Genomic DNA, 22,624 nt, shown 5'->3' on the forward strand with positions numbered 1-22,624 from the left:
TATGTCCCTTGTTTTACAAACACCCGCCGCGTCATATGAAGTAGCCCTCACTCATTTTCTCAACAAGCTTTCTCTCGAGACAGATGTCGCTGATGTATGGAATGACATCCAAAACCGAGTGGAAGGCTTCTACATCCTGGATGCTCGCAGCGAGAAAGCGTATCGGGATGGTCACGTTCCCGGGGCTCTGAATCTCCCCCATTCCCTAATTTCGCTGAAACGACGGCTGCTCTGGACCCGACCAAGCTCATGGTCGTCTACTGCTGGGGCCCCAACTGCAACGGTGCTGCGAAGGCGTGCGCGAAACTGGCCGCTCTTGGCTTTCGAGTAAAAGAAATGCTCGGCGGGTTTGAATACTGGCTAAAAGAAGGAAATCCACTGGAACACTAGACGCAAAAAAGGACGGGAATCATCCCCGTCCTTTTCACGTTATCGCAAGGCTTAGTAGCCGCGTTTTGCGTTCTTTTTGTTGATTGTCGCAAGGTTCTCTTCGCTGTGCTTCATCCATTTTTTCATCTTATCTTCGAAAGAAGCTCCGCTTTCTCGTTTTGCATTCCCTCCGCGGTCGCCTCCACGATATCCACCACCACGGCGTTCTTCACGTTCCGGACGCTCAGGCGCTGGGAGTGCTGCGCGAACCGAAAGCGAGATTTTACCTGCATCATCAATGGAGAGTACTTTTACCTTTACTTGTGCCCCCACGGTAAAGTGATCATTGATATCCTTAACAAAACCGTTTGCTACTTGGGAAATGTGGACCAGCCCCTGCTCGGTTTCGCTGACTGCTACGAACATCCCAAACGGTTTAATCGCTGTCACTTTTCCTTCGATGATGCTTCCCACTTGTACTGCCATTCAGTTTGCACTCCTTTTATTTTTTCAGAAAAATGGTGAGAACCTCAAACCAGAAGCCTCATTCTCTTAGTATAGCAGAGAAATTCCAATACTGAAAAGCCTATTCTTTCTAGGCACCTACTCCAAGCTAGTTATGCCCCAGTTCGAATGCATCCATTGCCATTACAAGTTCTTCATTTGTCGGGATTACCATGACTTTTACCGGAGAGTATTTCGTGCTGATAAATGTCTCACCTTTGCTGGTGCGGTTTACCTCACGATCCAGGTTTACCCCGGCAAACTCCAGACCAGAGCACACCAAATCACGCACGGCAGCACTATTCTCTCCGACACCTGCCGTAAAGATAATGCCGTCGACTCCATTCAGTCGAGCAAGGTACAGTCCCACATGTTTATGCAGAATAGTGGTAAATAATTCCAGCGCAAGCTTACTGCGGAGATGTCCATCTTCTGCTTTTTTCATAACGTCGCGCAAATCGTTGGATACACCCGATACGCCCATGAGACCGCTATTGTTATTCAGAATCTTAATAGCGCCAGCCGTGTCGGTCTTTTCAATTTCCTCAATATACGGGATGATACCTGGGTCAATGTTTCCGCTTCGCGTACCCATGGACAAACCAGCCAACGGCGTCATCCCCATCGACGTATCATACGATTCACCATTTCGGATCGCCGTGATACTTACCCCGCTTCCGATGTGGCAGCTGATCAGACGAAGCTGCTCTTTCGGGCGACCCATCATTTCTGCTGCACGGCCCATGACATAGCGGTGAGACGTTCCATGGAAACCGTATTTGCGAATACCGTATTGCTCGTAGTATTCATAAGGCAGTGCGTACAAATAAGAAGATGGTGGCATGGTTTGGTGGAACGCTGTATCAAAAACAGCTACGTGAATCAAATCAGGAAACAGACTTTGAGCAACTTCAATCCCGGTCAGGTTAATGGGGTTATGAAGCGGGGCGAAACGGGACAGGTTACGAATTTCGTCTTTTACTTGGTCATTGACAATAACGGACTGCTTAAATGCTTCCCCGCCGTGGACAACACGATGGGAAACGATATCTATCGAATATTGTTTGAGGGATTCAAACACTCCCCGAATAGCATCTTCATATTGGTCACGCTGGATTTGCTCCAAATAATCATGCGCAATCAATGTTTTGGAAGGCATTTCATACAGCTTGTACTTCACCGAAGAACTTCCGCAGTTCAGTACAAGGACATTCTTTTTTTCTACCACGATCTACTCCACTCTCCAATCATTCAATCGCAGCCTTCTCTCCTCATAGGATGGATAGGCTCCCTACATTTTATAACGATATGCTCTTCGTGAATACAGGTAATTGAGAGCAATTATCAACAACATCGTGACAGATCCAGATGCATCGAGCAAAACATCCTGCACCATTCCAGTTCGATCCGGTGTAAACGTCTGGTGCCATTCATCCAAAACTGCCGTCATCACACTGCAAAAAGCGCTCCAGGGCAGTGCTTGCCCAAACGAGAGATGATGCGAAAATACGCGATACCAGCTATAAGCCAAGAGGGCAAAAACTGTAAAGTGTGTTCCTTTCCGTATCAAGAACTCGATAAAACCAGCCGCTCCCTTTTCTTCCAGGCTCACATCCTTGCCTCCGTAAGGAATCGATATGTCGCCTATACGGTCCTGTAAGCTCTGTTCATCCACGAGCTTGTCTATCGTCCCTCGCATGTCTTGCTTAGCGTATGGCTGCGAAGAAGAAATGAACAACCCGAGTAGAATGGCAATCAAAAGCAAGTAATCCCATACTTTTCGATATCGACGCACGTGTTTGCTACCCCCTGCTTTCGATTCTCTTTCCTATCTTACCATGACGCATACCTGGTTAGTCGGTTACAGCTACGTGAACGATTGAAAAAGAAAAACGCCAACCTATTTTAGCGGTTGGCGTCATGTGTAGAAGAAGAAAGAGGCAGGAAGTCCTCTTGTACAGGCACATACCCCCGAGAATCGTGGTTCGAGTCTTCGGCTTGCCCTGTTTTTTGTGAGCGGGTTTGTTCCCGTTTTCTTTCTTTGAAATCGCGGCGACGTACTTGGTTGTTTTCCCACCAAATCCGCAAATGACGAGCGAGGATCGGCAAGGACATCTCAGAATGGGCAGCCTGTCTTTGCACAGCTGCAAGTTGCATACCAGGAAGAAGTGCCATTGTGGCAAAAGCCCCCATTAGAATGCCAAACAACAATACGCTGGCAAAGGACGCAAACGAATCATTCCCATTACCCAAGCCCCCAGCTAGCGGAAGGCTGGCTAAAGCGATCGCCAAATATATCCCCGCTTGATTGACCATGGTGCGTTTGGCCCCAAGCTTGATACCGACCCAAACCCGCTCCTGTTCGGCTTGGGCCTTGTACAGCTCATCCATCGCAAGAAGTGCCTGCAAAACGATGACGGCAATGGCAGCAACCATACCGTAGAAGCTCATAACGTTCATGGGTCGATCCAACCACAGCAATCCCAGCGCAAAGCCTCCAGACAAGACTGGCAAGAGAACGAGGGCAAACAATCCATCGCGTGTTCTGCGTTGCAAAAGCAAGCTCATGATAAGTACGAGGGCAACCAGACTGCCAATCGTCAAGAAGCGGCTGCTCCAATCAACCTTGTTGAGCTTTTTCTCCTCCAATTTCTTCAGCTCATCGTCGTTATATACCGTGTAGCCTTCAGGTATCGTCACCTTTTCTTGCATGGAATAAGGAATGATGTAAGACCACAGCTCAATTCGACTAGGGTCTGAGACGGCACTGCTTACCTTGAAGACATACAGTCCGTCTTCCCGTTGATAAATGGGCGGTTCGCTGCCGATCGACCAATCTACCAGCTCAGATAATCGCACCGTACCTTGTGAGGTTCGAATCAAAATATTTTTCACTTGATCCGGATAGTCCATCCACCCGTCAGCGAATCGGACGTGGATAGGTACCTGACGCTCATTCCAATAGACACTGCCAGCTGTTTTTTCTCCCAAATAGCTCTCCAGTTGTCTCTTGATCTCCTCTTGCGTAATCCGGTAGCGTGCCAGCATCTCTTGTTTCGGACGAATGTCGATAAAGGTCCCCTCTGCACCTGGACCGATTCGTTCATCTGTTACCAGTTCTCGCCCCTCTTTATCCTTCGCACTCTGTTTTTCCATGAATGCCAATACTTCATTAGCAATGTTCTGCGTCGTTTGCAAGGATGGCCCCATGATCGTCAAGACGAGACGAGTTGCCTTGTCTTTATTAATGACCAGCGCAAACGGATCTGTCTGAGGAATATCTCGCAGCTCTTTGTCCAGTACTTTTTCCAGCTCCGAGACCGATTGCGTCCAGTCGTATTTGTCCACGAGCTTTAGTTGAAAGCTTAGATTTTCTTCGGAGGCAATCGTATAGACATCTCGGACTTCGTCAATGGCGAGCAAGCGCTCCTCAGCTATTTGTGCTGCCCGCATAGCCTCATCGATGCTGCTTCCCTGCACCATTGGCAAAGAAAGCGACTTGTCGCCATAATCAAGCTTGGCGTACGGATCTACAAGAATAAACGACTTGAGCAAAAAGACAAAGACAAGCGAGGCAACCAGTGTGATTCCATAAGGCAAATACCCTTGTTCCACCAGTCGTTCCCAGCGATCTTGAAAATAACTTGTCACTTTATTGGAAGGCCGTGGTGTATCCTCCTCTACTCGTTCGGAAGCTTCCAGCCACGTTCCTGTCAGTACTGGCGTGATAAATCCATAGATAAGAAGAAGAGCAAACGCCCCCAGCAAAAGAACTGGCCAAGCATCGTACAAGACAACCTTGTCTTCTGCCTTGAGGAAATCAGTGAAAACGACACCTGTCCAACAGGCTGCCACTACGACAACCGTGAGCAAAAACGGCTTCATCAACCCCCACGCCACTTGCAAACAACGAACAACCGAGTACGCGGGCAATCGAGAAAACTGATGAAATAACGCATTGCCTGCTCCTGTGAACAATAGCGAAAACAATACGAGTGGTCCAAGCGTGGAGAGCGTCAATGGGATGCCCCAAAGCCACATGCCTCCAAGAACACTGCCGACCGCTAGAACGTTTGCCAAAAGCGCGAGTACAGCCCCTGACAATTGTTTTCGGGTCAGGTACAAAAAGAGCGAACAAATGACAGCGGTTAGAACAGCCAGTGCCCCAAGCTGTCTCAATGCAGCGGTGATTGTCTGCGCGTCGTCACGAAACAAATCGAGGCGGTACTTGCCTCCTGAAGCCTGATTCAACTCGCCAACCGCTTCCTTTACTTGCTTGCTGATCACAGGCAATTGCCCGACATCTGCTGCGTACACATTGATTCCTAATGCAGGCGAGCCTCGATACATCCCGATTTGTTCGCCTTTGCTCCCGCGTCGATCACGAATGTCAGCCAACGTATTTAGTGGCACGTATCCTTTATCGGTGGAGATCAAGTGCTTACCCAGATCTTGCAGCCCTTCCGATTTACTCGTCCATTGAATAATGGTTCGATCCTTATCAGCTCCAACAGAGCCTACCTCTTTTCCAACCACATCTGTCGGCAGTTGCGACAGAACATCAGCAGGTGTGAGCCCGTAAGCGAGTAGCATGGACGGTCGGAAAATAATATCTACCTGCTCTTTCAAGGCTTGCTTGTCCATTTCGATGCGAGCAATTCCTGGCAAATTGATCAGTTTGTCGTAGACGGTATTTTGGGCAACGTCTGACAAGGTCTGCAAGTCCGTGCCGTACAGGACATAAAAGCCAATTTTGCTATCTGCCAGATTGCTTTGACTGACGCTCCACTCCTGCACTGGCAGCTGCTTCGTGATTTCTCCCAGCTTCTTTTCCAACCGTTCCTTGTAATCCGAACCGATTTGTTCCGATGTTTTTACAGTAATAACCGCCGACCCCGTCCGAGATTCGGAACCAATCGTGAGCACACTGCCCAATGAACGTACCGATTCCTCTACTTTTCTCGCGACAGATTCGTCTACTTCCGCAGAGGAGAGTTTGGGTGCTGAGAGACTGATTGTATATTCAGGCACAGACCGATCCGGAAACGTCTTGATATCAAGCCCGAACCAAGCTCCTACCGCAAGTAGACAGCAAATGACCGCCAGGATGCGGGCAAAGGAGGGGATAATCGATAAAAATGTCTTGTTATTCATCCGCCACCTTCACCGCCTCACCATCCACTACATACGACAAGCCTGCAGCAACAATCTGGTCACCAGGCACGAGGCCTTCCACTACCTCATAGAAGGTTCCTTGCAATGCCCCCACTTTGACAAACGTCTTTTCCACTGAATGTTCATTGATTTTCATGACGTAATATTCTTCATCAGAGACACCGATGCTGCTAACAGGAACGAGCGCAACATTTGACGCTGGCAGCGGATACTGACAAGTGACAGTCATGCCACCCTTCCACGCTACATTCTTGCCGTCTACGGTCACCTCGACTGGATAAGACCCCAAGCTGGTATCCATAACAGGTGAGACAAACGTCACTTTTCCTTCTACTTCACTGCCGTCCGGAGCTTTTACCTTTACCACTTTACCTGCCTGCCAATGGGCGACTTGCTCTCTTTCTACGTGCAACTTAACAAGCCAAGAGCTCGTATCGACCATCCGAATGACTTCTGTCCCAGGGCCAGCTTGCTCTGATGCTGTCTTGGAGATCGCAGCTACCACACCTGTAAACGGAGCTTTGATCACCGCATCAGCCGCTTCCTGCTTCGCGCGGCTCAATTGAACATTGGCCTGCTGGATACTTGCATTCGCTTCTTCGATATCCAGTGGATCGGCGCCCTTCAGCAGGTTGTTGTACGCAACTTGCTCCTCTTCCAGACTCAACTCGGCCTGTCGAAGTACTGAGGTCAGCTTGTCTTTTTCATCTTTCGAGATGGCTCCATTCGCATACAGAATCTCCGCTTTGGAGAGCTCGTCGCGAGCTTTTTGCATCTGTTCTCTCGCTTTTTCTACCTGTAGCTTCTTGGTCTGCACCTCATGACTCTCCGGTCCCTTGGCGGCCTTTTCCCGCTTGATCGCAGCACTTGCTACTTGTCCTTGGGCTGCGTGAATTCCTTGCTGCAAGGCCGTTCCATCTAATGTCGCCAACGTCTGCCCTGCCTTGACAGCGGCACCTTTTTCAACGAGAATGCCTGAAATTTTGCCTGAGGCGCCAAACGATAATGCCAGCTCCTGACGCGGTGCCACTACACCTGCTACTTCCATCAGTCGCTCATCCTTGCCATTCTCCACCGTATACGCACTTACCGTTTTCACCTTGATGACAGTTTCTTCTTTCGTTCGTTTCAGACTTGAAACATCCTCATTTAGCTTTTCGCACCCTACGAGCAACAGGACCACAACCGTGAGACTTATCCATTTATTCGTATTTTTCATTCCTGCAACCCCACATTTCCCCCTGAATCTTCCTATACTGACAAAGAAACGACGAATATTGACAAAATATATTTTACAGAAAAAAATGGTATAGTTGTACTACTTTTCTGTCATTTTACATTATTTTTTCTAATCCAAATGTCTCGTCACTTGTTTGTAACTCGTATCTAGTATGATAGAAGGGCAGGGAAACGGGGCATCTGCACCGACCCTATTGTTAGCGCTTACACAAATCCTTTATTTTTTCATGGTGGGAGTGATCGTCATGGCCAAAATTTACACTTCTTACACGGACATCGTGGCTGATATTCACGATGGAGCCACTTTATTAGTGGGCGGCTTCGGACTGGTAGGAATTCCAGAGAATCTGATTATCGCCCTGCGGGACAAAGCAGTGAAAAACTTGACAGTCGTCTCAAATAACTGTGGGGTAGATGATTGGGGACTCGGTCTCCTTTTACGCGAAAAGCAAATCAAAAAAATGGTCTCCTCTTATGTGGGAGAAAATAAGGAATTTGAACGTCAATTTCTGTCGGGTGAGCTCGAAGTCGAGTTGACGCCACAAGGGACGCTGGCGGAGAGAATTCGTGCAGGCGGAGCTGGTATTCCGGCATTTTATACCCCAGCTGGAGTCGGCACACCTATCGCTGAAGGACGGGAAACGCGTGATTTCGCAGGGAAAGAATACCTGCTTGAGTATGGCATCACGGGTGATTTCGCACTGATCAAAGCGTGGAAGGCTGACAAGATGGGCAATCTCGTCTTCCGCAAAACAGCCCAAAACTTCAATCCGATGATGGCAACAGCCGGAAAAATCACCATCGTCGAAGTGGAAGAAATCGTAGAGACAGGTGAACTGGACCCTGAGCATATTCACACACCAAGTGTCTATGTGCAACGTGTGATACAGGCACCTTCGTTCGAAAAACGCATCGAACGACGCACTATCCGCTCGTAAGTAGCAAAAGCGAGAACCGGATTACATTCAAGGGAGGAAAACACAGATGTCGCTTACACGTGAGCAAATCGCCACTCGTGCCGCCGGGGAAATAGAAGATGGCTTTTACGTAAACTTGGGGATTGGAATGCCCACGCTCGTCGCCAACTACATCCCGGAAGGAAAAACGGTTGTTCTGCAATCGGAAAACGGCTTGCTTGGAATTGGCCCTTACCCGACAGAGGAAAACCTCGATCCTGATCTAATCAACGCCGGAAAAGAAACCGTTACGGCTATTCCAGGTGCGGCCTACTTCTCCAGTGCTGAATCGTTTGCGATGATTCGCGGCGGCCATATCGACCTCGCTATTTTGGGCGCGATGGAGGTTTCTGCTGCGGGTGATCTCGCAAACTGGATGATTCCTGGCAAAATGGTCAAGGGCATGGGTGGTGCCATGGATCTCGTCCACGGCGCGAAAAAAATCGTCGTCATCATGGATCATGTCAACAAGCATGGTGAGACAAAAATCTTGAATGAATGTGCTCTGCCACTTACCGGCAAGAAGGTTGTCAACCGTATCATTACAGACAGAGCTGTCATGGACGTCACACCAGATGGGCTCGTCCTCGTCGAAGTAGCAGAAGGCTATACAGCGGAAGATATCCAAGCCTGCACACAACCTACGCTAGTTATCTCTCCAGAACTGAAAACAATTGGGCTGTAACCTATTTTTCAGGTACAGAACCCCCCGTTAGTAAATAGCCGACTTCATCGCAGCTGCGTGAAGTCGCTTTTTCTTTCTTTTTTTGCTTGGTGTGGGCACACTTGCGCGGTCGCCTCCTTCTCACCTTTTCGTATATAATATGGATGATCCATCAAATTTCCCAGTATCTGAGAGGAAGAGATTCCATGTCAGGAACAGTCGGTTGCTTACTCATCCATGGATTTGCCGGAGACATCAACGACATACTCCCACTCGCCAAAAAGCTTCGCGAAGCTGGCTATCAGGTGGAATGCCCTACCTTGGAGGGACATGGGACTACTCGTCGACACATGGCAAAAAGCACCCGCCACGACTGGCTCCGCTCGGCAGAAGAAGGCTACAAGCGACTGTCCATGCGCGCTGACATCATCGTGGTTATCGGATTTTCCATGGGGGGACTGCTCGCCTTTCACTTGACGACGAAATACCCCGTCGCCCTGCTGATTACCATCAACACCCCTTATAAATATTGGGATGTCAAAGAGGCGATGCACTATTTGCGTGAGGATTTCTCTACCCACTCCAAACGCTACATACATGGCATCGGCAGAATCCCTATTAGCAGTATGCTGCAATTTCGCAGGCTATTGGCAGAAACGAAGCCGCTTTTGTCTCAAATTAAGACCCCTTACTTCCTGCTGCAAGCAAGGCGAGATGACACTGTACACGCCGTGAGCGCACAAATACTCGCAACCAGCGTAGACGAATCGGCCTCCCCGCAAATCACCTGGTACGAGCATTCGAACCATATGCTGCTGCACGGTCCGGACAAGGAGGCAGCCATTGCTTACGTCATGACAACTATTAAGAAGCGCTTTCCATCTTGATCAGCTTTGGTCGGCCCAACCATACAAGTCCGACCAGAAGCAAGATGATCGCTATTCCGGTGTACATTGGACCCAAACCAACCTGTTCACCCAGCCAGAAGGCTAAGAGCGGCCCCAGCGCTGCGCCCAGGTCACTTACAACTGAGTATTGTGTCATTACTGCTTGGCTGTTCGCCTGTTTTGCAGATTCATCTGCCGCAAGGGTATCCATCACGGTCGTAATAATCGTTGCGGTCAGCTGGATGCCGAATAAAATCGCAAACCATAGAACAAGCGAAGACGCTGCCTGCAACGCGGCAAACAGAACGGAGGCGACTAGCAATGTCCCGATGAATAGATTCGTCCGGCCATGCCTGTCCGACAATTTGCCTACCAATGGGGCCGCCCACGGCTCCCACCCCCAGCGAATGCCTTGGATCACACTTGCAATCACCGCTGCCCCCAGCACGACTCCGCCAATCATGATAAGCGGTTCGCGTACTTCGATCACTCTGCTTAACGTGGAGGTAAACACCCCCTGGTACACCATCGTGACGAGCAATGCCGTCGTCAGCGTCAACAGTACCTGCGCCTGACTCCACAAGCGTTTTCCTGTATCCATCTGCTTCACGTCTGCCGGATGCTGACTGGTAAAGGAAGGACGTATATAGCGAAAAACAAGAATGAATGCAAACAAGGTAGGTACCGCAAGTGCGATGGAGGCAACAGAAAGCCCGTACCAAGAGGCCAGCAGCGCTCCAACCAGCATGCCGCCAAGACTGCCCAATCGATACAGTCCGTTGTACAAGCCCATGAGCTGCCCACGATTATGCCCTTCGGAAACGTTCACGATTAAGGAAAACGCACCTAGTCTTAAAAATGTCCAAGCGACTCCCCACAAGCATCGCATCACAAGCCACAACCAAAAACCTTCCAAGCTGTACGAAAGTGTCGTCAGAAAAGCCAGCACCACTGCCACAATCAAACCCGTGCGTCCGCCCGAGCGCTCATACCATTTTCCAACAAGGGGGCCGAGTGGTACACGGATGAAACGGTTCACCGCAAGCAATACCCCCACTTCCCACAGCGAAGTTAATCCCGCCTCCTTCCAGAAAAGAGGAAGCACCACATACAGCATCGAATCTCCTATCATACATAATGCTGTCACCAGTGCGACTGCCACGACTTGTGTCTTTCCGCTGACTTCTCTCATCTCCTGATCCTTCTCTCTACCCTTTTTCTGTCTTTCTGAGGTATACCTTACGCGCAATCACTCATCATATCTAATACATCTTTATCTATCACTCATAAACAAAAGTTATGAATCGAGGCACATGATGAACTTACATGCACTCCGCATTTTCGTAGAAGTAGCGTCACGACGCAGTGTCACCGAAGCAGCAATCGCACTCTCGATCAGCCAGCCTGCTGTAAGTGCTCAAATCCGCAAGCTCGAAAATGAATCGGGAATCACTTTGCTCATCCCGGATGGCCGTGGAATTTCTCTTACCTATGAGGGGCGCTTTCTTTTTGAAAAAGCACGCCGCATTTACGACTGGGAACGCGAAATCGAATCACAGCTAACAGAAATCAAGCAAGGGAAGAAGGGACGGCTACGGATTGCTTCTACCTATCTCCCCTCCCATTATCTCGTGCCACAGTGGCTCGCTCAGTACAAGCGCGATTATGAAGGAGTCGATGTGGAAATTCGCACCCGTAATTCCATGCAGTCCATTGAACTGCTTCTTAGCTGTGAGGTCGATGTGGCCGTCATTCTCAAGGAATCGTGGGATGAGCTGCCTATCAAGCGGTATCATTTGATGGATGTACCCTATTGGTTTATTTTGCCTGCCCAGCATCCGCTTGCAGGAAAAGAGATTCGTATGGAGCAACTCGTGGAGGAACCATTTTTGTTGCGGGAGCAAGGCAGTTCTACCCGCGATTGGCTTTTTTCCCTCTGTCGCGAACATGGTGTGAAACGTCCACAGGTCGGTATTCAGTATCACGGTCTGGTCGAATCTATCCACTCCATTCGCGCGGGATATGGGACGATGTTGGCTCCTGCTCTAGCCGTTAGGGAAATGGTAGAACAGGGTGAGGTCGGTCGTGTAACCGTTTCAGGGGTAGAGATCAAGCGTCCCTTGTATGTCTGCACGCGTGACGATGAGACAGACCAGCGGCCTGTTGTTGCTCAGTTTCTGGAGTTGATCAAGCGTGAGAGATCTTCGTGAGTGCAGCCTTCTTCCAGAAAACACGCAAAAAAGAGGCTTTTCCTCAAAAGGAATAGCCTCTTCTTATACGCAATGCTTATGGAAACACAATCGTCTTGTTGCCGTATACCAGCACCCGATCCTCCAGATGCCAACGAACCGCACGTGCAAGCACCGTACGCTCCACCTGACGTCCCAGCTGCTTCAATGCCTCGACGTCTTCCTGATGCGATACACGTTGAACGTCTTGCTCGATGATTGGACCTGCGTCCAGCTCTTCCGTGACGTAATGCGCTGTCGCTCCGATCAGCTTCACGCCGCGACGATACGCCTGCTCGTAAGGCTTCGCTCCCACAAAGGCAGGGAGGAAGGAATGGTGGATATTGATAATCCGCATCGCGTAGTCCTCCAAAAAGCGAGGGGACAAAATCTGCATATAGCGAGCCAGAACGATCAGATCAACACCCTCCGCCGCTGCAATCTGCTCTTCTTCTGCCTGCGGCTTGTTATCCTTCGTGACTGGAATGCAACGATACGGAATACCGAAGGACTCGACAGTCTCCTGCATGTCAGGATGGTTGCTGACAACAACCGCGATATCCGCGAACAGCTCCCCGGACTTCCAACGCCATAACAACTCTAATAGACAGTGATCTTCTTTGGAAACAAACAACGCGACCTTCTTGCGCTTGTTTGCTTCGACCAAGGACCATTCCATGCCAAAGCTCTCGGCTACAGGGCTGAATGCTTCCTTGATCTCTTCACAGCGCTCGTCCAGATTAATGAGATCGAATTCAATGCGCATGAAGAACCGGCCTGTTTCCGGATCGGTCGTGTACTGGTCAGATTGAACAATGTTGGCTCCTTGTTGGAACAAGAAGTTCGACACCGCCGCGACGATACCCGCGCGGTCCGGGCAAGAAATCAGCATGCGCGCACGATCTTTGTTTTTCTCTCGATACGCGAGCCATTCTCTCTCTGATAACAATTGCATGGTTTACTCTCCTCCATAATAAAAAACAGCAAAAAGTTGTTTGCAATTATACCATTCCCTGAAGGGATTTCTATACCCAAATGGAGAGAAAAATGTTCACTTATCGATAAAAATTTTTAGATAGAGTGATTTCCAATCCCGTTTAGCAAAATATCTACGGTCAAGGCGATTTGCTCGTCATCGCTGAATTGCGTAAATTCATCGGTATCCAAAACTTGCCGGAACAAAACGAGCCCGATCATCGAGGACAGGATCGCCCGAAAGACAGCCTGTGTCGGGAGCGGACGCAATTCGCCTACCTCTACCTTTGCCTCGATCAGCTTATTTGCCATCTCCTTCACACCCGTAAAAACCGTAGCGATCAGTGCTTCTCTGATTTCGTCATGGAAAAAGGCTTCTTGCAACAAAATGCGAATATGCTTTTCATTCGCCAGCACCAGGTCGATCCGGTTTCGGTACAGCTCTGTCACGATTTGGGAGAATGTTTTTTTATTCTGCTCTTTGAAGATCTCACGGACATCCTTCAAGATAAACGGCGCCGCGAATTTGACCAATACAGGTGCTACGACAGCGAGTAAAATATCCTTTTTCGATTTGTAGTGGCGAAAAATCGTTCCCTCTGCCACTCCTGCTTCTTTGGCAATTTCAGAGGTTGAGCTGGCATGAAAGCCTTTTTCGGCGAATAGCTTCACTGATGCACGCAAAATATTGCGCTGCTTCTCCGTCATCTCACTCTCGTCTTTCAACTCTTCTACATATTGCAACAGGCCTTCTACAAATGTTGGCGGCTTGTTCATCCTTCTATTACGCTCCTCTTATTCGATCTTCTTGCGGAATCGCAGGATAGCGACGGTCAGGATCAAGAGACAAAAACTGCTCATTCCGACGACATCCTTCCAGAGCGCATCCATGTCCACGCCCTTTAAGAAAATTCCTCGCAAGATTTCCAGAAAATAGGTCAACGGGACGAGCCCGCCTAACCATTGTATCACGAGCGGCATCGAATCGCGCGGGAACATAAAGCCGGAAAGAAGCACGCTAGGCAGGATAAAGGCGAATGCCATTTGCATCGCTTGCAGCTGGGTCTTTGCCACCGTAGAAATGAAAATGCCCAAGAGAAGCGTCGTCACCAAAAACAAGACAGACAAAGTCACCAGAAGCGAAATACTACCTTTGACAGGGACCCCAAACCAATACGTTCCAACCAAAAGCACCAGACAAAACGAAAAGAGACCTACGCCTACATATGGGGTAATTTTGCCGAGCATCAGCTCCAATGGGCGTATCGGAGTCACGATTAACTGCTCCATTGTTCCTCGCTCCTTCTCACGTACGAGGGAAAACGCCGTCAGAATCATCGTGACGTTTTGCATAATCAAGCCAATCAAACCGGGAATATTGAAGACAATACTCTCCATATTGGGGTTAAACAGCACGCGTGTATCCAAGCCGAGTGGCTGTTCCAGTTCCCCCAAGCCTTGTTTTTGCAGTTTTATTTCCTGCAACGTGATCGCTTGATGTTGGACGATCAACTGGGCTTGAGAAGTGGCAGTCCGGGCGATATTCGGATCAGAACCATTAATGAGCATTTGCACGTCTACCGGCTCGTTGCGATCACGCTTTCGGGTGTAGTCTGGCCCGATAATGAGCGCGACATTTACGGAGCCATCGTCTAACATGGCTTCGATCTCCTCGTAGCCACTTACATGGGCTGCCACCTCGAATACACGCGTATTGACGAACTGATCCACCAGCTCTCGGCTGGCAGCAGAAGGGCTTTGATTCCAGACTGCCATCTGGATGTCATTCACGTCTGTATTGACAGCATATCCGAACAAAAACAACAGCATCAGCGGCATGACCAATGCAATCGCCAGACTTGGACGATCCCGCTTGATTTGGATGACTTCCTTCTTCACGACAGACCAGTAACGCTCCCAGACAAAATGCCTCATCGGACTCCCTCCTCCGCCGCCTGTCTGGCTTCCTCCTGCCTAACCAGATCGATGAAGACATCCTCCAGATGGCCTACTCCCATACGATCGATCAACTCTTGTGGAGTGCCTTCCGCAAGCAGATTGCCGAAAAAGATAAAGCCGATCCAATCGCATGTCTGCGCCTCATCCATGTAGTGTGTGGTCACCAGCACGGTGATCCCCTGTCTCGCCAGCTCATGAATAACGTCCCAAAAAATCCGGCGGGAAACAGGATCGACTCCTGCTGTCGGTTCGTCCAAAATCAACAGCTCCGGCTTGTGCAAAAGAGCGCAGGAGAGGGCGAGGCGTTGCTTCCATCCCCCTGACAGCGATCCCGCAAGCTGCTTTTCCCTGCCTGTCAGGCCTGCCATCTCAATCAGTTCCGCTTTCCGCTCCTTGCGTTCTGCTGCACCTAATCGATAAACCCCGGCATAAAAATCTAGATTCTCTTCCACTGTCAAATCTTCATACAGGCTGAACTTTTGCGACATATATCCGATCCGTTGCTTAATTTCCTCGCTCTGTGTCATGACATCGAAGCCAAGAACCGTCCCCTTTCCCGTCGTCGGGGTCAACAAACCACAAAGCATCCGGATTGTGGTCGATTTCCCTGAGCCATTCGGGCCCAAAAAACCGTAAATCGAACCTCGCGGAACTGTCAGAGTCAAGCTGTTCACAGCTACTCGATCACCGAAACGCTTCGTCAACTGCTCGCATTGGATGGCGGCGTTCATTGACCTCCCTCCTCGTCTGTCAGCAGCACATCAGCAGGCATACCTGGTTTAATTTTGTCGAGTCCATCTGTGATGTGTATCGTAACAGCGAACACAAGCTTGGTGCGTTCATCCGGCGTCTGTACATTTTTCGGCGTGAACTCTGCTTTTTCCGAGATGCGACTGATCGTTCCCGTAAACGTCTCTTCAGGATAGGCATCCACCTTGATGCCAACCTCTTGCCCTTTTTTCACCCGATTCAATTGTGCTTCCGGGATGTACACGACAAGCTTAAGCTGATCTGGCTTCATCATCGTAAACAAGGTGGCGCCTGTTTTGGCTACTTCCCCCTGTTCGATAGAGGAGCGCAAGAGAGTACCATCGTCTGTTGCCGTAATCTGGGCCTTTTCCACCTGCAATAAGGCTTGATCCAGTTTCGCTTTCACCTGCTGCTGGGTGGCGAGCAGTGCCCGAATCGCGTAATCGGTACTTCCTTCCTTCACCTGATCGAGATCCGCCTGCGCTCCGGCTTGCGCGGCTTGGGCTGTACCGATTTGGGCCGCAGCAGCAGCGATGTCTCCTTGTGCAGAACGGTACTGTGCCTGTGTCTGAGCTACTTGTGCCGCCCATTGATCTGCCTGCGTTTTTGCCTGGTTCACTGCTTCTTTTTGCGCATCGTGGTCTTTGGCAGAGATCGCTCCTTTTTCGAAGAGCTCTGATGATTCCTCGAGTCTTTTTTGTTGATACAAAAGGGTCTGCTGCGCCCCCTGCCATTGCGATTCTGCCTGTGTCATCTGCTCAGCAGCACGTGCTTTTCCTGCTTCCGCCTGATTTTTTCTCGCTTGTGCCAGTTGGATATTCGCATTGGCCTGCTGGACGTTGGCAATGCTTCTTTGGATCGTCGTGTCGCGTGAACCAGCTCTCGCCTCTTCCAGCCTGGCTGTCGCTTGGTCCAGTGCTGCCTGCGCTTCTGCCACAGTAATTTGGTAGCTTCGTTTATCGATTTGGGCCAGCACTTGTCCTTTTTTTACTGCACTTCCCTCTTCTATCGTAACGTTTGTAACCAATCCGCCTACTTCAGCTACGATCGGCAGCTCGATGGCCTCGATTGTGCCGGACAGAGACGGATGATTTTCGGATGTCCAATTGCAGCCCGACAATGCCAGTAACAGTCCCCCGATACAAATGGAGCGAACAACTGGTTTCATAAACGCTTCCCCCTAGCTACATAATCGAGTGAGTAATCACTTTCTTTTATGATGAAAAAACAAGCCACAGAATCAGGCTCGAGAAGACCTTTTTAGATTAGCGAGTGATTACTCACTTTTACTCGTGAGTATATGCTCCTCTTTTACGAAATGCAATTCCTTTTTCTAAAAAGCGCAATTGAAAAGAAATCCTATCTGATTATTCATGCTATGATGAATACAAGCTAGACCACGTCCTTTGGCATCGGGTATCAGATACCATCGGGATGGAAAGGATTAGGAGCATCGGGTTTTTAACTACTATTTAGGGAGTGAAAAATGTCTATGATGATTAGCAAAGTCGGTCAAATCATGCTGTATGTCAATAACCAGGATCAAGCAGTGAACTTTTGGACCGAAAAACTAGGGTTCCGTGTTGTTTCAGAAGAGAAGAACGGTGAAATGAGATGGATTGAAATTGCTCCCGCTCAAGGCGCTGAAACAAGCATCGTTCTACACAATAAGGAATTTGTTGCGAAAATGTCGCCCGGAATGAATCTTGGCACTCCTTCGCTCCTGCTCTTTTCGGAAAATATCGAGGAATTGCGTAACGACCTCATGAATAAAAATGTGAAGGTTGGAGACATTGTTACGATGCCTTCGGGCCGCGTCTTTAACTTCGCAGACGATGAAGAAAATTACTTTGCTGTGTTGGAGAAAAAGTAAATAGAAGGAGGCGGCTGACAGGAATTGTCGGCCGCCTTTTGTTTCACGCTTTTGTTTCATGCTTTTGTTTCATGCCTCTTTAATCGAACTTTAATTTGGACAGTGCGTCTTTCAACGCTGAGTTGATTCCTTCGTCCTGCTCCTTGTCTTGCCCCTTCAAATACTTGGATACTTCTTTCTTCGAAACCTTGCTGCCCTTTTCCTTGTCGCGACGCTCCTGGAAGGTCTTCAGTTTTTCCTTGTGCCCACACGCGCAGACAAAGGTTTGTCCTTCCCCTTCTCCGCGCAGCTCCAATCTTTTGTGGCATTTTGGACATCTGGCATTGGTCTGCTTGGCAATGCTTTTGCGATAGCCGCATTCCCGATCCTGGCACACCTGCATTTTGCCGCGCTTTCCATTTACCTCCAGCAAAAACTTATTGCACTCCGGGCACCTGCTTCTGGTCAGGTTGTCGTGCCGGAAAGTCTGATCGCTGTTCTTGATCTGTTGGACGACTTCTTTTGCGTACGATTTCATCTCTTCGATAAACGCTCGCTTGTTCAAGCTGCCCTTGGCGATGGCACCGAGCTTTTGCTCCCATTGAGCGGTCAAGGTCGGCGACTGCATTTCATCTGGGACGAGCTCTAGCAATTGCTTGGCTTTTGCGGTCACAAAAATATGCTTGCCGCGCTTCTCTAGCAAAAAGCTGTTGAACAGCTTCTCGATCACATCCGCGCGGGTTGCTACCGTACCTAGTCCGCCTGTTTCCCCAATCGTTTTGATCAAATCCTTGCTCTCGTTCGCCATGTATTTCGCCGGGTTTTCCATCGCTGTCAGCAGACTCGCTTCCGTAAATGGCTCTGGCGGCTTCGTCTCGCCCTTGGTCTGGGATACTGACTGGATGTGCAGACGATCTCCTTTTGCAAGTGTAGGCAGGATTTGTTCCTTTACGCCGTCCTTCGCGTCGTCTTCTTCTACATCGTGGTCATACGCCTCTCTCCAGCCTTGGGCGAGCACGGTTTTTCCTTTTGCCAGGAACGTTTCATTCCCGATTTTCGCCTGGATGGTCGTTTGCTCGTATTCAAAGGCAGGCAACAGAACGGCCAGGAAGCGCTTCACGATGAGGTCAAAAATCTTGCGTTCCTTATCGCTCAAATCACCGAGAAAAACAGCTTGCTCCGTCGGGATGATCGCATGGTGGTCCGATACTTTGCTGTCATCTACGAACGATTTGTTCGTTTTGATCGGCACACGCAGGATTCTGGCCGCGAGGGGCGCATATGGCTTCATTTGGACAGCCTTGATACGATCCGGCAGCGTCTCGACGATATCAGCAGAGAGATAGCGAGAGTCCGTTCGTGGATACGTCACTGCCTTGTGATGCTCATACAACCCTTGCATGATGGACAGCGTCTGCTTTGGTGAGTAGCCAAACATCCGGTTGGCATCCCTTTGCAGCTCCGTCAAATCGTACAGCTGTGGAGCATACGTCTTTTTGTGCGCACGAGTAATCTCGATGACTTCTGCGTTTTTCTCCTGTTTGAGAGCGCCTATTAGCTGATCCGCTTTCTCCTTGGAAAACGTTTTGAAATCCTTCGTTTGCTGATCTTGCCATTGGAGCTGAATCGGACCTTGGGCCACCGCAGACAGCCCGTAAAATGGCTTGGGTGTAAAGCGACGAATCTCCTCTTCTCGCGTTGCTACAATGGCGAGTGTTGGCGTCTGGACACGACCGCATGAGAGCTGGGCGTTATGCTTGCACGTCAAAGCGCGGGTGGCATTGATTCCTACGAGCCAGTCAGCTTCTGCACGAGCGGCGGCGGAGGCAAACAAGTTTTCGTAGTTTTTGCCGTCCTTCAGATTGCGGAAGCCTTCACGGATCGCCTTATCTGTCACCGAGGAAATCCACAGACGCTTGATTGGTTTATTCACGTGAACCAGCTCGAGAATCCACCGGGCAACGAGCTCTCCTTCACGCCCTGCATCCGTCGCAATGACGATCTGCCCGACATCGTTGCGTCTCAATTGTTGTTTGACTACCTGGAATTGCCTGTTGCTTTCCTTGATCACGACCAAGCGCAATGGGGACGGCATAATCGGCAAATCCTCGATTCGCCACGAGCTAAATTGCTGCCCGTACGCTTCAGGATCAGCGAGAGTGACCAAATGCCCCAGTGCCCACGTTACAATATATTTATCTCCTTCAAAAAAGCCATTTCCTTTTTTGTGACACTGCAATACTTTGGCAATGTCGCGTCCAACCGAAGGCTTTTCTGCCAGTACAACTGTTTTACTCATGTACGACATCCTTTCAAACCAATTCAACTATCTGTATCCATTGTAAACAAAAAAGCAGGAAGAAGGGGCTTAGAAATATTTCGAGAAAAAAAGTTTTAGACTCTTAGGGTGATGAAACGCTAACGGGCAAGCTCACGCGATGTGTTGGAAAAAACTTCAAAGCGCTCCTTGACCATTACGTAACGTAACAGTTTATAGTGAAGTTACCGGTGAAACGCTAGCGATCAAGAAAGGGGCTGATCATGAAACGAAATTGGAAAGTCGGAGAACTTGCGAAAATAGCGGGAATTACGATACGAACTTTACGTTTTTACGATCAGATAGGCTTGTTTTCGCCATCCGACTATTCGCCATCCGGATACAGACTCTACACCGAAAAGGACATTTCACGCCTACAGCAAATTTTGTCCTTAAAGGAGTTGGGTCTATCGCTGGAGCAGATTAAAGCCGTTATGGCCGGAGACCAACTCAGCCTGTCAGACATTGTTACCATTCAAATAGACAGCCTGAAAGAAAGTATCCGCATGCAGCAGAAACTCTTGCATGAGCTTGAGAATGTATCGAGTCGGATGCAAAGGAACGAACCGTTTACCGTTGAGCATTTCATGAACATCATACGGACGATGAGAATGAAGCATGAGAAATTTTTCGCCGAGAGAAAATCGAGTATGGATCGCCACCTCGACCGACTTGGTGAATATTTAGATGAGCATCCGGAAGAACCATGACAAGGAGGTTTCAACTGTGAGTGAAAGATCAGCCAAACATTCCACATTTGTCATCGAAAGGAACTATAAGCATTCCCCTGCCCATGTATTCGCTGCATGGGCGGGTCAAGCAGCCAAAGCTAGTTGGTTTCCTAAAGCCGACGAGTTCGACTTCCGCGTCGGCGGCCGCGAATTCAATCGCGGTGGTCCGCCTGGGGGACCCGTTTACACATTCGATGCCTGCTATCAGGAAATCGTTCAGAATAGGCGAATTGTATACTCATACACGCTGGACATGGAGGACAAGCGGATGTCTGTCTCCGTGACGACGGTGGAATTCGATTCCGTAGACGGCGGTACGCGCTTGATCTATACCGAGCAGGGCGTTTTTCTGGATGGTCTCGATACGCCTGAACAGCGTGAGCACGGAACAAAGGTGATGTTGGATCGGCTCGGAGAGGTTCTGGACGCCCAATGAAAGCTGTTGCGTTTGAATCGAGTAAACGAGCCGGTTTGAACGAATGGATTGGACTTGCCGTGCTTTCATTGCCTGCACTGCTCGTTACGATAGACTTGTCCGTCATGATTCTCGCACTTCCTCACATAAGCCTCTCTATCGGCGCTGACAGTACAGAACAGCTCTGGATCATGGACATATACGGCTTCATGCTCTCGGGGTTTCTGATCACGATGGGCTCGCTCGGAGATCGACTCGGCCGCCGAAAGCTGCTGATGTTCGGCGCAGCGGCATTCGGTTCGGCTTCGGTGTTGGCCGCTTACTCCAGCACCTCTGGCATGCTGATTGCAGCACGGGCGCTGCTCGGCATAGCCGGGGCGACGGTATCGCCTTCGTCCCTGGCTTTAATCAGCAATATGTTCCGTGATCATAAGCAGCGCTCCCTCGCCATAGGCATATGGTTCATGTGCTCGATGGGAGGCATGGCGCTTGGCCCAGTAGTCGGCGGGATGATGCTGGAGCATTTTTCATGGGGTTCGATTTTTCTACTCGGCGTTCCAGTCATGGCGCTGCTGTTGTTGACTGCATCCCATCTTCTGCCTGAATATCGGGATCCCGCACCTGGTCATTTGGATATGACTAGCGTCATGCTGTCGATGTGCACCATTCTACCGGCAATATACGGCCTAAAGGAAATCGCTAAGCAAGGTCTACAGATCTTGCCGCTCATTGCCATCGCGGCAGGAGTTGTTTGTGGGACGTTATTCGTAAGACGGCAGCAACGGTTGGACAGTCCGCTAATGGATTTGCGCCTATTCGCAAACCCCTCCTTCAGCACAGCACTGGGCGGCTTGTTCGGGATCACTTTGACAGGCGCTTCCATGCTCTTCATCGCACAGCATCTTCAATTCGTGGAAGGACTATCGCCGCTTGCGGCAGCGATGTGCATGCTTCCGGGAGTGGTTGCGTCGATGGCAGGCATGTTGTTGTCGCCGATCATCGCTCGGCGGGTTCGACCGTCACTCCTTATCGGGGCAGGCCTTGCCGTCTCGGCGACTGGTTGTATTCTACTGTCCCAGGTAGGCGCGGGAACCGGACTCTCTACCCTGATCGTCGGTTATATCTTTTTTAATGTGGGAGTAGCCCCGTTTGCGAGCTTATCCAGCGATCTAATTATCGGCTCGGCCCCACCTGCGAAAGCGGGTTCGGCAGCGTCCTTGCTGCAAACGAGCGGTGAATTCGCATTCGCACTTGGTATCGCTGTATTAGGCAGCATCGGAACATACGTGTACCGCACTCAAATTGCCAGCTTCATCCCGAGAGATGTTACGATGTTAACAGCCGGAGCCTCCCGCGAAAGTCTGGCTGGGGCAGTCTCGGCAGCTAAAGCATTACCCGAACCAATTGGTTCAACACTTCTTCATGGCGCCCAGATAGCATTTACAGACGGCATGCATGCTGTTGTGGCCGTTAGCGGCGGGCTCATGATCGCTATCGCCATACTCACCGTGATCAAGCTTCGGCATATCCCCCCCATCGGGCAGAAAACGCCAGGTGAGATGTAATGATCCGCGGCAGTCTAGGACTTTATTTTCTTGTCCTA

The 22,624-nt window shown here is 49.8% G+C and carries 20 protein-coding genes and 1 pseudogene; 9 read left to right on the plus strand and 12 right to left on the minus strand.

The genetic code is table 11. The annotated features are described in order from the left end of the window. Position 1: 1 nt before the first annotated feature. Positions 2 to 390 (plus strand): annotated as a pseudogene (locus tag ACFVS2_RS14915) (rhodanese-like domain-containing protein). Positions 391 to 441: 51 nt separating this feature from the next. Here ACFVS2_RS14915 and ACFVS2_RS14920 read toward each other — a convergent pair. From ACFVS2_RS14920 to ACFVS2_RS14940, 5 genes are all read right to left on the minus strand, one after another. Next, entirely contained in the window at positions 442 to 855 is a 414-nt protein-coding gene (locus ACFVS2_RS14920) for a S1 RNA-binding domain-containing protein (protein WP_007718541.1), read from the minus strand. Between the two features lie 127 nt (positions 856 to 982). After that, positions 983 to 2,101: an acetate/propionate family kinase gene (locus tag ACFVS2_RS14925; protein WP_304502539.1), complete on the minus strand. Its 1,119-nt coding sequence runs from the start codon at positions 2,099 to 2,101 to the stop codon at positions 983 to 985. Between the two features lie 63 nt (positions 2,102 to 2,164). Next, entirely contained in the window at positions 2,165 to 2,668 is a 504-nt protein-coding gene (locus ACFVS2_RS14930; RefSeq protein WP_390235090.1) for a VanZ family protein, read from the minus strand. 110 nt (positions 2,669 to 2,778) lie between these two features. Next, positions 2,779 to 6,027: an efflux RND transporter permease subunit gene (locus ACFVS2_RS14935; protein WP_390235093.1), complete on the minus strand. Its 3,249-nt coding sequence runs from the start codon at positions 6,025 to 6,027 to the stop codon at positions 2,779 to 2,781. Beyond that, positions 6,020 to 7,267, minus strand: coding sequence for an efflux RND transporter periplasmic adaptor subunit (locus ACFVS2_RS14940; RefSeq protein WP_390235096.1), 1,248 nt, complete (start codon positions 7,265 to 7,267; stop codon positions 6,020 to 6,022). Before ACFVS2_RS14940 ends, ACFVS2_RS14935 begins: the two co-directional genes overlap by 8 nt. A 265-nt stretch (positions 7,268 to 7,532) precedes the next feature. On the opposite strand from ACFVS2_RS14940, the gene ACFVS2_RS14945 reads away from it, so the two are divergent. The 3 genes from ACFVS2_RS14945 to ACFVS2_RS14955 all read left to right on the plus strand — a co-directional run bounded on the left by ACFVS2_RS14945 (position 7,533) and on the right by ACFVS2_RS14955 (position 9,794). After that, positions 7,533 to 8,225, plus strand: coding sequence for a CoA transferase subunit A (locus ACFVS2_RS14945; protein WP_173616667.1), 693 nt, complete (start codon positions 7,533 to 7,535; stop codon positions 8,223 to 8,225). A 46-nt stretch (positions 8,226 to 8,271) separates the two neighbouring features. Beyond that, positions 8,272 to 8,928, plus strand: coding sequence for a CoA transferase subunit B (locus tag ACFVS2_RS14950; RefSeq protein ID WP_007718547.1), 657 nt, complete (start codon positions 8,272 to 8,274; stop codon positions 8,926 to 8,928). A gap of 101 nt (positions 8,929 to 9,029) precedes the next feature. Further along, positions 9,030 to 9,794, plus strand: coding sequence for an alpha/beta hydrolase (locus ACFVS2_RS14955; protein ID WP_390235098.1), 765 nt, complete (start codon positions 9,030 to 9,032; stop codon positions 9,792 to 9,794). Here ACFVS2_RS14955 and ACFVS2_RS14960 read toward each other — a convergent pair. Next, complete coding sequence (locus ACFVS2_RS14960) at positions 9,772 to 10,986, minus strand: MFS transporter (RefSeq protein WP_390235100.1); 1,215 nt, start codon at positions 10,984 to 10,986, stop codon at positions 9,772 to 9,774. The genes ACFVS2_RS14955 and ACFVS2_RS14960 overlap by 23 nt on opposite strands. A gap of 124 nt (positions 10,987 to 11,110) precedes the next feature. On the opposite strand from ACFVS2_RS14960, the gene ACFVS2_RS14965 reads away from it, so the two are divergent. Then, positions 11,111 to 12,004 (plus strand): LysR family transcriptional regulator, encoded by an 894-nt coding sequence (locus tag ACFVS2_RS14965; protein WP_390235103.1) that lies wholly within the window; start codon positions 11,111 to 11,113, stop codon positions 12,002 to 12,004. Positions 12,005 to 12,080: 76 nt separating this feature from the next. Here ACFVS2_RS14965 and purU read toward each other — a convergent pair whose 3' ends face one another. The 5 genes from purU to ACFVS2_RS14990 form a co-directional block, all read right to left on the minus strand. Then, positions 12,081 to 12,977: a formyltetrahydrofolate deformylase gene (purU, locus tag ACFVS2_RS14970; RefSeq protein ID WP_048034680.1), complete on the minus strand. Its 897-nt coding sequence runs from the start codon at positions 12,975 to 12,977 to the stop codon at positions 12,081 to 12,083. Positions 12,978 to 13,093: 116 nt separating this feature from the next. Then, positions 13,094 to 13,774: a TetR/AcrR family transcriptional regulator gene (locus ACFVS2_RS14975; protein ID WP_007728114.1), complete on the minus strand. Its 681-nt coding sequence runs from the start codon at positions 13,772 to 13,774 to the stop codon at positions 13,094 to 13,096. Positions 13,775 to 13,792: 18 nt separating this feature from the next. Continuing rightward, positions 13,793 to 14,932, minus strand: a complete 1,140-nt coding sequence (locus ACFVS2_RS14980) for an ABC transporter permease (RefSeq protein WP_390235106.1) — start codon at positions 14,930 to 14,932, stop codon at positions 13,793 to 13,795. Next, entirely contained in the window at positions 14,929 to 15,687 is a 759-nt protein-coding gene (locus tag ACFVS2_RS14985) for an ABC transporter ATP-binding protein (RefSeq protein WP_390235108.1), read from the minus strand. The genes ACFVS2_RS14980 and ACFVS2_RS14985 overlap by 4 nt, the downstream gene beginning before the upstream one ends. Beyond that, positions 15,684 to 16,874, minus strand: a complete 1,191-nt coding sequence (locus tag ACFVS2_RS14990; protein WP_390235109.1) for an HlyD family secretion protein — start codon at positions 16,872 to 16,874, stop codon at positions 15,684 to 15,686. Before ACFVS2_RS14990 ends, ACFVS2_RS14985 begins: the two co-directional genes overlap by 4 nt. A gap of 327 nt (positions 16,875 to 17,201) precedes the next feature. Here ACFVS2_RS14990 and ACFVS2_RS14995 point away from each other — a divergent pair, with 327 nt between their 5' ends. Further along, positions 17,202 to 17,579 (plus strand): VOC family protein, encoded by a 378-nt coding sequence (locus ACFVS2_RS14995; RefSeq protein ID WP_173617000.1) that lies wholly within the window; start codon positions 17,202 to 17,204, stop codon positions 17,577 to 17,579. Positions 17,580 to 17,658: 79 nt separating this feature from the next. On the opposite strand, the gene ACFVS2_RS15000 is transcribed toward ACFVS2_RS14995, so the two are convergent. After that, positions 17,659 to 19,857 (minus strand): DNA topoisomerase III, encoded by a 2,199-nt coding sequence (locus ACFVS2_RS15000; protein ID WP_390235111.1) that lies wholly within the window; start codon positions 19,855 to 19,857, stop codon positions 17,659 to 17,661. 242 nt (positions 19,858 to 20,099) lie between these two features. Here ACFVS2_RS15000 and ACFVS2_RS15005 point away from each other — a divergent pair, with 242 nt between their 5' ends. Genes ACFVS2_RS15005 through ACFVS2_RS15015 form a run of 3 tightly spaced genes read left to right on the plus strand, consistent with a single transcriptional unit; the run spans position 20,100 to position 22,586 of the window. Further along, a complete protein-coding gene (locus ACFVS2_RS15005) occupies positions 20,100 to 20,585 on the plus strand; it encodes a MerR family transcriptional regulator (RefSeq protein ID WP_390235114.1) in 486 nt (161 codons plus the stop codon). A gap of 16 nt (positions 20,586 to 20,601) precedes the next feature. Next, entirely contained in the window at positions 20,602 to 21,042 is a 441-nt protein-coding gene (locus ACFVS2_RS15010; RefSeq protein ID WP_173616677.1) for an SRPBCC family protein, read from the plus strand. Further along, positions 21,039 to 22,586, plus strand: a complete 1,548-nt coding sequence (locus ACFVS2_RS15015) for an MFS transporter (RefSeq protein ID WP_390235117.1) — start codon at positions 21,039 to 21,041, stop codon at positions 22,584 to 22,586. Before ACFVS2_RS15010 ends, ACFVS2_RS15015 begins: the two co-directional genes overlap by 4 nt. Positions 22,587 to 22,624: the final 38 nt, after the last annotated feature.

This window comes from Brevibacillus sp. NPDC058079, assembly GCF_042885155.1.
GTDB lineage: Bacteria > Bacillota > Bacilli > Brevibacillales > Brevibacillaceae > Brevibacillus.